At 52.1% G+C, this 14,653-nt stretch carries 18 protein-coding genes; all 18 read left to right on the top strand.

Features of this window, described 5'->3' with window-relative positions:
* The first annotated feature begins 2 nt into the window (after positions 1 to 2).
* The 18 genes from MKS11_RS12735 to MKS11_RS12650 are packed head-to-tail and all read left to right on the top strand — an operon-like array spanning position 3 to position 14,624.
* Positions 3 to 1,166: a phage major capsid protein gene (locus tag MKS11_RS12735; RefSeq protein ID WP_031591503.1), complete on the top strand. Its 1,164-nt coding sequence runs from the start codon at positions 3 to 5 to the stop codon at positions 1,164 to 1,166.
* A gap of 36 nt (positions 1,167 to 1,202) precedes the next feature.
* Positions 1,203 to 1,445, top strand: a complete 243-nt coding sequence (locus MKS11_RS12730) for a hypothetical protein (RefSeq protein WP_044067369.1) — start codon at positions 1,203 to 1,205, stop codon at positions 1,443 to 1,445.
* Complete coding sequence (locus MKS11_RS12725) at positions 1,393 to 1,719, top strand: head-tail connector protein (RefSeq protein WP_117045525.1); 327 nt, start codon at positions 1,393 to 1,395, stop codon at positions 1,717 to 1,719. The genes MKS11_RS12730 and MKS11_RS12725 overlap by 53 nt, the downstream gene beginning before the upstream one ends.
* A gap of 60 nt (positions 1,720 to 1,779) precedes the next feature.
* A complete protein-coding gene (locus MKS11_RS12720) occupies positions 1,780 to 1,977 on the top strand; it encodes a hypothetical protein (protein WP_004899632.1) in 198 nt (65 codons plus the stop codon).
* A gap of 1 nt (position 1,978) precedes the next feature.
* Positions 1,979 to 2,311, top strand: a complete 333-nt coding sequence (locus MKS11_RS12715; RefSeq protein ID WP_284109565.1) for a phage head closure protein — start codon at positions 1,979 to 1,981, stop codon at positions 2,309 to 2,311.
* Positions 2,304 to 2,843, top strand: coding sequence for an HK97-gp10 family putative phage morphogenesis protein (locus MKS11_RS12710; RefSeq protein WP_085550931.1), 540 nt, complete (start codon positions 2,304 to 2,306; stop codon positions 2,841 to 2,843). The genes MKS11_RS12715 and MKS11_RS12710 overlap by 8 nt, the downstream gene beginning before the upstream one ends.
* Complete coding sequence (locus MKS11_RS12705; RefSeq protein WP_004104227.1) at positions 2,840 to 3,205, top strand: DUF3168 domain-containing protein; 366 nt, start codon at positions 2,840 to 2,842, stop codon at positions 3,203 to 3,205. The genes MKS11_RS12710 and MKS11_RS12705 overlap by 4 nt, the downstream gene beginning before the upstream one ends.
* Positions 3,206 to 3,261: 56 nt before the next feature.
* Positions 3,262 to 3,753, top strand: coding sequence for a phage tail tube protein (locus MKS11_RS12700; protein WP_004104226.1), 492 nt, complete (start codon positions 3,262 to 3,264; stop codon positions 3,751 to 3,753).
* 43 nt (positions 3,754 to 3,796) lie between these two features.
* On the top strand, positions 3,797 to 4,180 hold the full coding sequence (locus MKS11_RS12695) for a phage tail assembly chaperone family protein, TAC (protein WP_004899623.1): 384 nt from the start codon (positions 3,797 to 3,799) through the stop codon (positions 4,178 to 4,180).
* Between the two features lie 2 nt (positions 4,181 to 4,182).
* A complete protein-coding gene (locus MKS11_RS12690; RefSeq protein ID WP_064188264.1) occupies positions 4,183 to 4,446 on the top strand; it encodes a hypothetical protein in 264 nt (87 codons plus the stop codon).
* 58 nt (positions 4,447 to 4,504) lie between these two features.
* Positions 4,505 to 4,882, top strand: coding sequence for a hypothetical protein (locus MKS11_RS12685; protein WP_125305341.1), 378 nt, complete (start codon positions 4,505 to 4,507; stop codon positions 4,880 to 4,882).
* A gap of 48 nt (positions 4,883 to 4,930) precedes the next feature.
* A complete protein-coding gene (locus MKS11_RS12680; RefSeq protein ID WP_284109598.1) occupies positions 4,931 to 7,468 on the top strand; it encodes a phage tail tape measure protein in 2,538 nt (845 codons plus the stop codon).
* Positions 7,468 to 7,938, top strand: coding sequence for a hypothetical protein (locus tag MKS11_RS12675; RefSeq protein WP_087806118.1), 471 nt, complete (start codon positions 7,468 to 7,470; stop codon positions 7,936 to 7,938). Before MKS11_RS12680 ends, MKS11_RS12675 begins: the two co-directional genes overlap by 1 nt.
* Positions 7,935 to 8,417, top strand: coding sequence for a DUF1833 family protein (locus MKS11_RS12670; RefSeq protein WP_023317177.1), 483 nt, complete (start codon positions 7,935 to 7,937; stop codon positions 8,415 to 8,417). The genes MKS11_RS12675 and MKS11_RS12670 overlap by 4 nt, the downstream gene beginning before the upstream one ends.
* 10 nt (positions 8,418 to 8,427) lie before the next feature.
* The gene (locus tag MKS11_RS12665) at positions 8,428 to 8,808 is read left to right on the top strand and encodes a nitrite transporter (protein ID WP_284109564.1); all 381 of its coding nucleotides are present in this window, start codon (positions 8,428 to 8,430) and stop codon (positions 8,806 to 8,808) included.
* Positions 8,805 to 11,873, top strand: coding sequence for a host specificity factor TipJ family phage tail protein (locus tag MKS11_RS12660; protein WP_284109563.1), 3,069 nt, complete (start codon positions 8,805 to 8,807; stop codon positions 11,871 to 11,873). Before MKS11_RS12665 ends, MKS11_RS12660 begins: the two co-directional genes overlap by 4 nt.
* A gap of 55 nt (positions 11,874 to 11,928) precedes the next feature.
* Positions 11,929 to 14,415, top strand: a complete 2,487-nt coding sequence (locus MKS11_RS12655; protein WP_284109562.1) for a hypothetical protein — start codon at positions 11,929 to 11,931, stop codon at positions 14,413 to 14,415.
* Positions 14,415 to 14,624 (top strand): hypothetical protein, encoded by a 210-nt coding sequence (locus MKS11_RS12650; protein ID WP_284109561.1) that lies wholly within the window; start codon positions 14,415 to 14,417, stop codon positions 14,622 to 14,624. Before MKS11_RS12655 ends, MKS11_RS12650 begins: the two co-directional genes overlap by 1 nt.
* The last annotated feature ends 29 nt before the right edge of the window (positions 14,625 to 14,653 follow it).

The following is a 14,653-nucleotide window of genomic DNA, read 5'->3' as shown; positions in this document are numbered from 1 at the left end:
ACATGTCTGAATTATCTGTACTGGAAAAAGCTATCGAAAACTCCCAAAAAGAAGTAAAGGAGCTTATCGAAGAACAGCGTAAATCCATCAACCAGACCGGTGAAATCAACAAGCAGCTGCAGATCGATCTGACGAAAGCACAGGAAGAACTGAAAGCCACCGGCACCCGCCTGTTCGATCTTGAGCAGAAACTGGCCGGAAACTCTCCTGATCAGACTGCGCAGAAGTCATTTGCTCAGCGCGTATCTGAAGACCTGATGAAGGGCTGGGACGGCTCGCGTACCAAAGCGAAAGTTACCAGTTTTGATAAAGCGATTGGTTCGGGTGCAGCGTCGGCAGGTGCCCTGGTCCAGCCGCAGCAGCTGCCGGGTATTCTTATGCCTGGTCTTCGCCGTCTGACCGTGCGTGACTTGCTGGCACAGGGGCGTATCACCAGTAACGCGCTGGAATACGTGCGCGAAAACGTGTTTACCAACGCTGCAGCACCAGTGGCAGAAGGTACCCTCAAGCCGGAAAGCAACATCACTTTCACCAAAGAAACGGCGAACGTGAAAACTATCGCCCACTGGATCCAGGCATCGCGCCAGATCATGGATGATGCCCCGGCGCTCGAGTCTTACATCAATTCCCGCATGATGTACGGACTGGCGCTGGTGGAAGAGAACCAGATGCTGAACGGGGACGGTACCGGCGATAACCTGCAGGGGCTCAACGTAGTAGCGAACGACTACGAAACCACACTCAACGCAACCGGAGATACTGGCGCTGATGTTCTGGCACACGCCATCTATCAGGTATCGCTGAGTGAGTTCGAAGCCGACGGCATCATTCTGAACCCGGCGGACTGGCACCGTATTGCTCTGCTGAAGGACGCTAACGGCAATTACATCCTCGGTGGCCCGCAGGCGTTTGCCTCGAAAGTGCTTTGGGGGCTTCCGGTGGTGTCGACCACGGCGCAGACGGCAGGCAAATTCACCGTTGGCGCGTTTGGCCTGGCGTCGCAGGTTTGGGATCGCATGGATGCCACCATCGAGATCAGCAACCAGGACCGCGATAACTTCGTTAAAAACATGCTGACCATCCTTTGCGAAGAGCGCCTGGCGCTGGCCCACTATCGCCCGGCAGCGATTGTGACGGGTGATATTGCTGTCAGCACTGGTGCATAACAAAAGGGCGCGGCCAGCAATGGCCGCGTAAACGCGATGAAAATTAAAGCTCTCCGTATGTTCTCGCATTATCACCTGGGAACGGTATCTCAGGGGGAAATCCGCGAGGTGCATAAAGAAATCGGCGAAGTACTGGTGAAACTGCATCTGGCCGAGGCGGTTGAGCCGGAAAAGGCAACAGACTCTGGTTCTGCGGAGCCTGCTAAAGCCAAACCAGGGGGTAAAGGTGGAAATAAGCGAGGAACAGCTGGCGCAGATAAAGGCGCATCTGAAGGTTGATGGTGACGACGAAGATACGCTTATTTCTGCCTATGCGTCGGCCTCCGTCGATTATGTTGAGCGGTTCTGCGACGGTGCGCTGGTCGAAACATTAACGCCGCCAGTGGAAGGGGAAACTCAGCCCCGCGAGGTTATTTTTACTTCCGGCATCTGGGCGGCAATGCTTTTGCTGATTGGACACTGGTTTGCGAACCGCGAAGCGGCAGCGCAGAACCTATCGGAAGTTCCGCTGGGCGTTGAGGCGCTGCTGATTAGGCACCGGAGGTGGAACTAATGGGCTGCTCAGGATGTGCTAAAAGGCGTGAGTGGTTAAAAAAGTGGACGAAAATAGCCTATGAACGAGCAACTGGTAAACGCGCTGATAGCAGCGCTGAGAGAACAAACAGCAGCACAGCGAGAGCAGACGGAAGCGATAAACCGCCTGGCTGAGTCTAACGTCGCCCTGTCCGATGTGATTATCCAGTCGCTTGCCGGCGATCTCGAAGAGGCGCCAGAGCAGCAAACCTATCTGAGTGGGAAACCAAGGGGGTGATATGCAGGCCGGAAAATTGCGTCACAGGATCACCCTGCAGGAACCGGTCAAAGAACAGAACCCGACAACGGGAGCCGTAATTAATACCTGGCGCGATGTCGCAACCCTTTGGGCCGAAGTCGCTCCTTTATCCGCACGTGAGTTTATCGCCGCCCAGGCCTCTCAGGGCGAAGTTACCACCCGGATAACGATTCGTTACCGTGAGGGTGTTACCCGCAAACATCGGATCATGTTTCGTGGCCGCATCTACAACATTGAGGGCGTTTTACCTGATCCACGGAGCGGCAGGGAATACCTGACACTGCCTTGTTCAGAGGGGGCTAACGATGGCTGATGGTGTGGAAGTAAACCTGACTGGCCTCGATTCCGTCCTGGGGAAACTGGATGCCGTCTCACAGGTCACTCGCGATAAATCCGGTCGTGCAGCGCTGCGTAAAGCGGCAAACGTCATCAGGGACAGAGCGCGCAATAATGCCGCGCGGGTAGATGATCCTCTCACCAAAGAGGCTATCTACAAAAACATTGTGGTCAGCTTCAGCAGCAAGGCGTTTCGTAGAACCGGCGATCCAACGTTTCGTGTCGGGGTGATGGGCGGTGCCAGGCAATACGCCAATACGAAGGCCAACGTCCGAAAAGGCAGGGCGGGTAAAAGTTATAACACTGCCGGAGATAAAGGTAATCCCGGCGGGGATACCTGGTACTGGCGATTCCTTGAATTCGGCACAGAACATGCTGCAGCGAGGCCAATAATTAGGCCTGCACTGAATGGGGTCGATGCCGATGTGATTAACGTTTTTGCTGTGGAGCTGGAAAAGTCCATTGATCGCGCTGTGCGACGGGCGGCTAAAAAAGGAACTCCGGTATGATTGCTCCAATATTTGCAGTTTGCGCAGCCAGCCAGGCAGTCAGGGATTTGTTAGGTTCAAATCCCGTGCGGCTTTATCCGTTCGGTATGCAGGACGATAATATCGTTTACCCCTATGCAGTCTGGCAAAACATAGGCGGCTCACCTGAAAATTATCTGAACCAGCGGCCAGATGCAGATCACTATTCTCTGCAGGTTGATGTCTATGGTGATACTGACACCGACGTGATCGCCGTTGCCCGTGCTTTACGCGACGCGATTGAGGGCAAGGCCTATATCACCCGATGGGGTGAACAAAGCCGCGATCCTGAAACAATGCGATACCGCTATTCCTTCGATGTTGACTGGATAACGCCCAGATAACCAACAACCCCAAACTGACCCGCCTTGTGCGGGTTTTTCTTTTATGGAGACAAAACATGTCTGTATTAACGCAAGGCACGCAATTTTTTGTGCTCAAGTCTGGCGTGGTCAGCGAGGTTGAATGCATCACCAGTTTCAACCCCGGCGGCAACCCTGCCGATCAGATTGAAGATACCTGTCTGAGTGAGCGGGATTCCAGAACCTACAAAAAGGGGCTTAAAACGCCTGCGGCCGCAACCGTCGGGCTTAACGCTGATCCGACGAACGCCAGCCACATTATGTTGCATGGCCTCGCTGAAGCGAATGACCAGACGCCGTTAACTTTTGCGGTTGGCTGGTCAGATGGAACCAGTGTCCCGACAGCCGCCGCTTCTGGCGCTGAGGATGCTGTTGATGGCCTGGTACTGCCATCGGATCGCACTTGGTTCATTTTCCAGGGTTACGTTTCCGATTTCCCGTTTGATTTCCAGGGTAACGCTGTTGTGACGACCTCCGCCACGATCCAGCGGTCTGGCTCTTCCGTATGGGTGCCGAAGGCCGCAGCGTAATTAATATGCCCGGTTATCCGGGCTTTTCAATTCAGGAGCTGAAATGCAACTTACTCTCGATACGTTAAAAGAAACCGGTGCCTTTACCGGGCGTCCCGTGGAAAAAGAAATTAAGTGGAAAGGCCGTGACGGGAAAGAGCATATCGCAACCGTCTATGTGCGCCCGATGGGCTACCACACCACTAAAGCTGAACTGCTGGCGTACAACGGAAAATCTGATCCGGTGGCTGGGCGTATTGCTGCCCATATTTGCGATGAGGAAGGGAAGCAAATCTTTACTGAGGCAGACATTCTCGGAACTGCATCTGAAGACCGTGGCGCGCTCGATGGGCCAATCGTTATCGCTTTGCTGGCCGTCATCCAGGAAGTCAACGATCTGGGAAAGACTACGAACTCACAGGAGAAGACGAGTTCTGGTGTGAGTTAGTCATGAACGGCATCGGTGGGCGGACCATAGCGGAGGCTCAGGAGCGAATGAGCCTTCGTGAGTTTCAGGTGTGGGTAAAGTACCGTAATAAGTATGGTCAGCTTAATGTCATAATGCGAACCGAGTGGGGGGCTTCGCTGGTGGCTTCTGTCCTGGCTAACATCAATAAGGCAAAGAACACGCCTCCTTTCAAGGTTAGTGACTTTGCACCGCACATCAACGAAGCGCCGCTTTCTCTGGAAGAAGCTATGAAAAGTTGGGTCTAGTCTTAGGTTTATTGTATTGTTGGGCACTCAAACGGAAATGAGTCTGTGAGGTCTCTCAATGAAGAATCTTTTACTAGGGTTGTGCATTTCTTTAATAGGCTTTTCAAGTCTTGCAACTGCAAAAATTACTTATTTATCTTGTCCTTATTTAGATGAAAGAGCACCTGATCTTATCGTTGTGCTTGACCAAAACAATGGTTCAGCATCTCTTCAGTCGCCATCTATGGGAAGCGGATTAAATTTTACAGCTCCTGCTGCATTTGGGCCATCTGAGGTAACGTGGCGTAAGGATTCGACAAAATATAAGCAAACTTATTCAGTTGATAGAGCAACACTTGTTTTGAAGAGAACTACTTACAGCGAGATGAGTAATACTACTCACTCTGAAGTCTCCGACTGCAAAATAAGCAAGCCACCGAAACAGAATAAGTTCTGATAAATATAAACCCGCTTAGGCGGGTTTTTTATTCCTCGGAGAAATATGATGGCTGGCAAGTCCCTTGGTACATTAACAATTGACCTTATCGCAAAGGTTGGTGGATTTGTTCAGGGAATGGATAAGGCTGAAAGAGCCTCGCAAAAATGGCGTGACCAGGTTAAAAAAGACGCCAAGGAAATAAGCACCTCAATTATTGCTATTGGAGCAGCTGCGGCAACTGCCGCCGTCGGGATTGGCGCTGCTGGGCTAGCAATTGTAAAAAATACAGCGCAGCAAGTGACCGAGGCAGATCGCTGGGCTAAGTCATTAAAAATGTCCACCCAGGACTTGCTATCCTGGCAATACGCAGCTGAACAGGCAGGTTTAACCGGCGATAACATAGCCGATATTTTCAAAGACATTAATGATAAAGTCGGCGATGCGGTCCTGAACAAATCAGGTGAGGCTGCGCAGGCTTTGGACACGCTCGGGCTTTCAGCTCAGAAGCTGGCCCAGCAATCCCCTGATAAACAGTTGCTGGCTATTAGTTCGGCATTACAGAAAATACCCACTCAGGCTGGGAAAACCAACATCCTTGAAAGCTTAGGGAATGACCTGTCAAAAATGCTGCCGTTGTTTGACAACAACAACGAAAAGCTAAAACAGTTTCTTCAGTTATCAAAGGATTTTGGCGTAGCTCCGCCGCAGGAAGATATTGATAACTTAGTTAAAGTTAATCAATTTTTTCAGGATATAGAGACAAGCGCCCGTGGCTTAAAAATGGAAATTGCGTCTGGCCTGGCAAAAGTAGATTTATCACCCCTACAGGACGGGCTTGATAGTATCCATGATGTTTTCACTGACCCTGCTATCCTACAGGGCCTGTCCGACCTGGTAGGTGAGGCGATCAGTTTAGCCGGTGTTGTTGGTCGTATTGCTGGTGGGCTTGGGGCTATTGCTTCTTACACCCGCTCTAGGGTCGGAGCGGTATCAGGGAACTATGATTCAGCTGACGAAAAAGATATTGAGCAGCGTATCGAGTTCCTCAATAAAAGAGGGAATCAAAGTAAAGAACAAAAAGATGAGTTAGATTTTTTAAATAAACGCCTTCAGTTCCTTCGAGCCATCAAATCCAGTTTAACCCCAGAGGAAGTAGAGAAAGGAGCTAATGGGTTAACTTCGCTTCTCTCTGATATGGGAATACAACCACCAAAAGGTGACGATTACAAACTGGGGAAAGGGGAATCAAATCAGAAGGTAACTACAAAAAGCAACCCAACTGAAAATGCTTTTAAAAGCAGGCTTCTTGATCTGCAAAAGCAAGCAGCACTTATTGAGACGACAGGCAAAAAAACTGCAGAAGTAACAGAGCTTGAAAAAGTAAACTTTGATATTACCAGTGGTAACTTAAAAGCATTATCAGAAGCGCAAAAAGAGCAGCTCAGGTATGCGGCTAAAATCATTGACTCAAAAAAAGAAGAGTTACGGCTAAATCAGGAAAACGCAAAGTTAGCTGAATTTGTTTCTGGTCTTGATAGGCAGAATAAAATAATAAGGCAAGGGTATGACAATGATCTGGCCGGTCGATCATTGGGATTAAAAGACCGTAGCCGAGTGCGTGAATTAAACAACATTCAACAGGACTTTGAATATAAACAAGCGGATTTATTAAAACAGTATCAATCTGGTGATATTACCAAGTCACTTTATGAGTCTGAAACTGATGCGTTAAAATCGGCACTTGAAGAGCGCCTGCAGATTCAAGAAGATTATTATCATGAATCTGATGGTTTACGTAATGACTGGGAGTCGGGCATATCAAGCGCATTATCTGATTTCGCGGATAGTTCAAGTGATTATTATCAGCAAGCGGCTGATGCAATGACATCAATATTAGGTTCTGCAACTGATTCAATTTCTGAACATTTATACGATGTTATCAGCGGTACTGAATCAATGGGTGAAGCAATAAAGGGAATTTTTTCAGACCTCGGGAAGTCAGTGATAAAAGCTCTGGTTGATATGGCTGCACAATGGATCGTGTATCAAGGTGTTCAGATGCTGGTTAATAAAAGTGCCCAAGCCTCTGCTATTCCTTCAATGATCGCTAATGCTCAGGCTACAGCCTTACAGGCTAAACTTGCTGCTTTCGCATCAACTGCCGCAATCCCAATTGTCGGACCGGGATTAGCTCCAGCCGCGATGGCTGCTGCAGCGGCTATAACAGAACCTATGGTTGCTGCTATTTCTGCCGCTTCCCTTTCTGGCATGGCCCACGATGGGATTGATGCAGTTCCTGAAACAGGAACCTGGTTGCTTCAAAAAGGAGAGCGGGTGACCACTGCAGCGACCAGCGCAAAACTGGATGCCACGCTGGATAGAGTCGCTACACAGTCAACCGGTGGTGGAACTATTTATTCTCCCACGATCACTATCCCCATCAATGGTAACCCTTCCGATGCAACGTTGGCGCTGGTCCGTAAAGCTGCAGATGAGGGGGCAGAAAGGGGATACCGGAAGGCGGTTAACTCAGTCGCAAGCGGTCAGGGTGATTTACATAAGGCTCTGATGGGGAAAACTACCTCGGGGAGGAAAATTAGCTGATGGCAATTTCAACTAATCTCAATTACCCGAAGGATTATCTCCCTTGCCCATTGAAGGAGAACTTTGGTCTTAAAGCGACTTCTCCGCTAAAAAGTACAGCGATGGTTACCGGCAGGCGGCGACAAAGGCGAGCTTATACTTCGGTTCCTACTCAAACGCCAGTTTCATGGATCTTTACTGATGGTCAGGCACAGCTTTTCGAAGCCTGGTACAGAGACATCATTACCGATGGGGCTGACTGGTTCAACATGCCGCTCTTTACCCCTTTAGGTGCGCAAGATTATGTCTGTAGGTTTGTCGATATATACGAGGGACCGACACCAGAGGGCGGTAAATACTGGCGATATAGTGCAACGCTGGAATTATGGGAGCGTCCAATCCTTCCGCCTGGCTGGGCCGAGTTCCCTGACTTCATTGTGAACAGCGATATTCTTGATCTTGCAGTTAACAGGGAGTGGCCTGAAGCATGACAAGACTTAACAGGCTCTATGCCAGCAGCGGGCCGGAGGTGATCATTGAAACGCTGCAGATCACCGTTGGCTCAGATGTTCACTACCTGTGCCAGGGGTACGAGGATATTACGGCGACGACGGAGAGCGGCGATACCGTAACGTTTACCGCCTGCGCGATTGACATTGCGCTGCCGGCGCGCAACGCGGACGGTACGCAAGATTTGAAATTCGCCCTGTGCAATGTTGATGGTGTTGTGTCCACGACGATCCGCAATGCCCTGGCTAACAGGTTGTCTGCATCGCTGACATACCGCAGTTTTATCTCCACGGATTTAGCCGCGCCTGCGGCGGTACCGTATACGCTGAAAATCAAGTCGGGTTACTGGACGGCAACAGAGGTTCAGATCACCGCGGGCTATATGAATGTCCTCGATATGGCCTGGCCGCGTTACCGCTACACGCTCCCTGTCTTCCCCGGACTACGTTATATCAGCTAAGGAATCCATCATGTTTAACCCTGATAAATACCTTTCAGTCACCTGGCTGAAGGGCGGGCGCTCATGGCCGGATCTCGACTGCTTTGGCATTGTGAACGAGATACGCCGCGATTTGGGCTTGCCTCTCTGGCCTGATTTTGCCGGGGTCACGAAAGACGACGGCGGCCTCGACCGGGAGGCGCGTCAAATGATGCTTACCCTGGAGCGCTGCAACCCCTGCGAAGGGGCTGGCGTGGCTTGCTATTCCGGCTCAGCCGTCACCCATGTGGGGATTGTCGTCAGTATTGATGGCCTGCTGCATGTGGCGGAATGCAATCCAGGTTCTAACGTAACGTTTCTGCCGTTAGCGCGGTTTAAGCGGCGATTTGTCAAAGTGGAGTTCTGGCAATGACCATTCGTTTTTACCCGTCCCGGCTTCCCGGTGAACCTCTCGAAACGCATGAACATGGCGTAACCAGCCTTCGTAACTGGCTGGCGGTGAATGTTGAAGGTTACGAGGATCGGGATGTGCCGCCGCTGACCATTGAGGTTGACGGTCTGTCCATTCCGCCAGGCGAGTGGGCCACCTGCGTGATCCACCCTGAAAGTGATGTCCGGCTTTATCCGGTCCCCTTCGGTCTGGAGGCAGCCACTATTGCGTGGATTGGTGTCGGTATCTCCGTTGCTGCAGCAGCCTATTCACTGTTCATGATGAGCAATATCGATACGGGAGGCTATACCTCATCCACAGGGCGCAGTCTCGATCTGAACCCGGCGCGGGCCAACACCGCAAAACTCGGTGATGCCATTCGTGAGGTGTTTGGCCGGGTGCGTATCTACCCTGATTATGTGGTGCAGCCGGTTACCCGGTTTGATGCCGCCGATCCTACGAAAATGCGCGTCCAGATGCTGCTGTGTCTCGGTGTCGGTGATCTGATTTATACCAATGGCGATATCCGGGTTGGCAGTACGCCAGCTTCAACGCTGCCGGGGTTCAGCAGCACCCATTACCCGCCAGGCGCGGATGTTTCCGGCGATGAGCGCAGCGAGAACTGGTTCAACTCGACAGAGGTCGGTGGAACATCAAGCGGAACAGGGCTGGATATGGCCCAGACCTCACCTGATTCCGACGATATTATCGCTGACAGCATGACGGTTTCTGGTGCATCCGTAACGTTTACAGGCCTTGATACGGATGATGGTGACGATGACGACGAGGACGATAATTCTCTTCCGGACAGCTGGGTAACGGGGGCCATAGTAGAAATTAAGGCGCCGACAAATTATCTGATCTCCACCTCTTCTGGTTACAGTGTTTTTGCCAGCTCGTTGCTTACCGAACTTGCTCCCGTAGCGGGTATGCCGGTGACGCTGAGTTTCAACAGTGTCGATTATGACCTCGTCATTGCGTCCTATACCCCGGGTCAGGAGGCAGTGCCTGGCGAGGGTGGCAGTGCAGCAAAAATTCAGGCCAGTGCGGCTCCCGTCACCTACGATTTTTCGACCAGCTCCAGTACATTCATGATCACATGGCAGGGCACCACCTATACGGTGTCGCTGGTAGCGAACTACATCTCGATGTCGGGACTGCTGGCGGCTATCACTGAGGGGCTCACTGGCTCCGGCCTGGTCGCGCGGGACAACGGCGGTACCGTACTGATAACCGAGGCGGCCAGTCCTTACGTGGGTGGGGCAATCACATCCTCCTCGCTGCCTGCAGCCGTTTTCGGTGATGCCCCGGTTTACACCTCCGGCACGGCATCAACTGGCGGAAGCCCGGCGGTAACGGCAAACGTGACGCTTGCGTATAACAGCACTACGGGAACCGCATTCTCGGGCATGCCTGAAGGTGTGCAACGGCTTTCACTTGCTCACCGCGGGAATGAGTACCAGATCGTCTCTGCCGACGGCACAACGGCAACAGTGGCGCGTCTGGTTAATGGGTCCGCTGATGAGTCATGGCCGGGATTCACCGCCAGGACGATGATCGACTATGAGGCCACTGGTCTTAACGACACGCTGAGCTGGCTGGGGCCGTTCCTGGTTTGCCCTGAAAATGAGACCGTCGATATGTTCGAGGTGAATTTCTCTTTCCCGAACGGTATTTGCGGCTTTGACAGTAAGGGGAAAAAACGTATTCGCCATGTTGAGTGGGAAATTCAGTATCGCGTCTACGGCTCCGGATCGGGGTGGGTGAGTCACCAGGGCGAGTACGCGCTGAAAAACGTCAACGGGCTGGGATTCACTGAGCGTATTACTCTCAGCTCTCCGGGTCTGGTGGAAGTTCGCTGTCGTCGGCGCAATGAGCAGGGCTCAAACAACGCCAGGGATTCGATGTACTGGCAGGCACTACGTGGGCGGCTGCCAACTCGTCCTTCATCCTATCCCGATGTGTCGCTGATGGCGGTGACCGTTGAGACGGGCGGGAAGCTGGCGGCTCAGTCGGACCGCCGCGTAAACGTTGTGGCCACGCGGGCCTATGACTCAGGAACGGCCAGAACCATTTCGGGGGCGCTGCTGCATGTCGGGAACTCGTTGGGGCTGGAGATGGACGTCGATACCATCACTGCGCTGGAATCCGCGTACTGGACGCCACAGGGCGAAAATTTCGATTTCGCCACCGGCGACAGTATCTCGGCGCTGGAAATGCTGCAGATGATAGCCAGTGCCGGGAAATCCCGCTTCCTGTTAAGCGATGGCCTGGCGACGGTCAACCGCGAGGGGATTAAGCCCTGGACGGGGATCATAACGCCGCATGAGATGGTGGAGGAGCTGCAGAGCGGATTTACCGTGCCGTCCGACGATGATTTTGATGGTGTCGACGTGACGTACATCAACGGCGTCACCTGGGCGGAGGAGACCGTTAAATGCCGGACACCCGACAATCCCACGCCCGTGAAAATCGAGAACTACAAACTCGATGGGGTGCTCAATCAGGATCACGCCTACCAGATCGGCATGCGTCGCCTGATGAAGTATCTTCAGCAGCGGGTTACATACCAGACCACCACCGAGCTGGATGCGCTGTGCTACAACACAGGCGATCGCATCGTGCTCACGGATGATATTCCGGGGAACAACACGATTTCCTGTCTGGTGGAGGCGATGACAACGGCAGGTGGCATGACAACCTTCACCGTCACGGAGCCTCTGGACTGGTCTTTCGAAAACCCCCGTGCGCTGATCCGCTATCAGGATGGCTCTGCATCCGGTCTGATGGTGGCGAGCAGAGTGGGGGATTATCAGTTGTCCGTTCCCCATCTGAGTGATTTTGATGACCCATTGAAGATTAACCAGACTTCACCAGCCATTGAGCCAGTCCGCCTGGTGTTCTGCGGCTCAACGCGTCATGTCTATGACGCCATTGTTGAGGAGATTGCCCCACAATCAGACGGGACGTGTCAGGTTACCGCCAAAGAGTACCGCGCGTCCTTCTATGACTACGACAACGCCAGTTATCCCGGCAACATTGCATAAAACAGAAATAACTCTCAACAACCCGCTTCGGCGGGTTTTTTGTTATAGGGCGACTATGAGCACATATAAAACGAAAAATCCTTTAGGTTCCGCCGCCGTAAAGGACCTGTACGATAACGCTGAAAACGTGGATAAATTCGTTAACGACAGGACAAAAGAGGAGTTAGAGGACCGGTTAGGTGTGCTTCGCAAAACCTGGCACGGCATGGAGATGATCTTCAGCCGCTTTATCGACTACATTACTGGTCGCGGCGAGCAGGCAGTTGCAGCTATCGGCTGGCAGGAGCTTGGCAACTGGGCTGTTGGTCTGGTTGTAGATAATCGCCAGCAAATCGTCTACTACAATGGCTCCTGGTACAAATACCTTGGCGAGCTTGAGCACGTCATTGCCGGGGATTCTCCTGAGAACGATGGCGGTGTATGGTCGGCTGCAAACCCCACAGGGAAATGGTCGAACATCGGTGACGCGGCTCTTCGCTCAAACCTGGGCTCAGCTGACGGCTTCAAATGGGTCGGAAAGTGTCCTGATATCGCCACCCTACGCACTATCGAGCCATCGTATAACGGGCAGTCCATCATCCTGGAAAAATGCAACGCCGACGGGGTACTACTCAATGTCCAGCTGCATCACGACCCCTACGACATTTTCTCCCCCGATGATGGCTTTTCTGTATTTGTCACACCGGGCGGAGCGCGATGGAAACCTGACCTGACGCATGGTCATAATGTGGCGCTGGCGGGATTGAAGCGAGACCTGTCCAACCTTGCGGATTGTTTTGACCGAGTACGTGACTCTATTATTAACCGGATTAAAGCGAATGGCCGAGTTAATAACATCCTATGCAAAATCATGATTCCCAGCGTCGGCTTTGTCACAAACTACAAGGTCGACCACCCTCTGGTTTATCCCAGCATCATTACACTGACGGCACTGGGCAATGTTTATATTGAGCCGAAAGAAGGGATGCATTTTCAGCCGGTGGTGGCGGGCGATAACTCCCAATTCACCAGCCAGCTGACCAAGGCGATGTTTCAGTCAGAATCTGGTTGGCAGGGGGCAAAAAGCAAATATCTGAATCAGGCATCAGCGCGGGTCATATTAGATTGCGTGGGCGGGGTGTTCACTATTCGTGGTCCCGGCTACGCTCTTGAGTATACAGCCGACAGTAAAGGCGACCCTATTTTCGATGCTGATGGGAATCCGACGCTGGATACTACTGGTCTTTCCATCGGTAACATGGCCCCTTGCGATCTGGATTGTCGTGATGTTGTCGTTCAGAACGTTTCTGTTATTGGCTTTAACAAAGGGTTTGTATGGGGAACCTACAACACGTTTATCTGTGGTCTGCGTAATGTTTATTTTTCCCGCGTCTATGATGGGGTAACGATCCCTGATGGTATCAGCAACTCCGGCGAGCGTATGTGGTATGACAATGTCACGTTCGGAAACGTGGCAAGGCATGCGTTTGTCGGGCTATCTGCTGGTGAGCATACGTTGCATAACTGTAGCGTAGACTTTGTCTGGAAAGACCTGTTCTATAACGGGCCTAAAAGCGCCTGCAGCTTTGTGTTCCTTTCCGGTCATATTGAAGGTGTGCAGCGCTATATCGCGTCAAAAGAGGCGCCAACGAGCTATTCAAAAGCCAGCGTCTACATTTCCGAGGCCGTGAAATATGATCCTCGCCGTGGGCCGGGAAGTAGCGCGGACTACCGTGGTATTACCCAGATGTTCAGCGCGCCGACTAATCCGGCTAATCCGGAATATGGCATCGGTTTATTCATCGAGTTCAACGCCCATATCACCGCTTTTGATGGGGCAGCGCCGAGGGCTGAATATCCATGCTACGCTGGCTCTCCGCTGAATACCGGGTTTGATATAAAGATGAAGCAGCGCAGGGCGCCAGGTCCGCGATATTTGAACACCTACGGACCCGGTTCGAAGCTGATCCACACTCACATCCAGCCAGCGGAAGTCAATGTTGGTAAGCCTATTGACATAGCAGATCCGGTAAATCCCGGGGCGCTTTTCGCCGCCATTAAAACAGGTGGCGCCGTTGTGGAGTACGGCGCTGCATCCGATCAGAACGACAGCATCCGCACAATCAAAATCACCCTGAGCGCAGCCACGGATATCGTGCAATTGTTTTTGTGCAACCGCTGCCGCGTAGTATCCGGGCGCAATCCAGTGTGGGCTTCGTGCTCGGTGAACGTGGAAGGGATGACAGGGCAGGCCAATCTGACACCGATAATGGCCAACTATCAGGGCGGTGAAGTAGTGGTAGATAAAACTGTGGTGCCGGCTACCTACTACGTTAAGCCAAAACTGGTGGCAATCACGCAGGGCTATCCGACAGATATGATTGCTATGAAGGCAAAAGCCAACTGGACGGATAAATTTCAAGCGATGCCGTCTTCCACCGTTCTAGGGTATTGGCAGGGCGCTGACTTCTTTGTGCCGGGATTTCTCATAACAGGCGGTGTTGGTGTGCTGATACTGAAGGCACCGTCATTCTGGACCGAAACCGAAAACGGAGGCTACTGATGCGATTTTACATCTATGAATCATGGCAGCGGGTCGAGAATCAGCCCGCGTTTGAGGTGACGTCAACCCGAAGAGGTGATGATAAAACCGACACAGCTGTGGCTTTCTTTGACTGTGAAAGCATATCGCTGGCGGCTGCGTATGCGCTGCCTGCTTTGCAAGGCTCTGGCATTGAAACCCGGAATTCAGTCATTTTCATGGAAGAGTAATTTTTTGCATAAAACTCCCGCCGTCACTG

It is taken from the genome of Klebsiella sp. K5-45, assembly GCF_030128605.1.
In the GTDB taxonomy this organism is placed as follows: domain Bacteria; phylum Pseudomonadota; class Gammaproteobacteria; order Enterobacterales; family Enterobacteriaceae; genus Klebsiella; species Klebsiella quasipneumoniae.
Note: the sequence above shows the minus strand (reverse complement) of the source record. Positions and strands in the feature narration are given on the sequence as shown.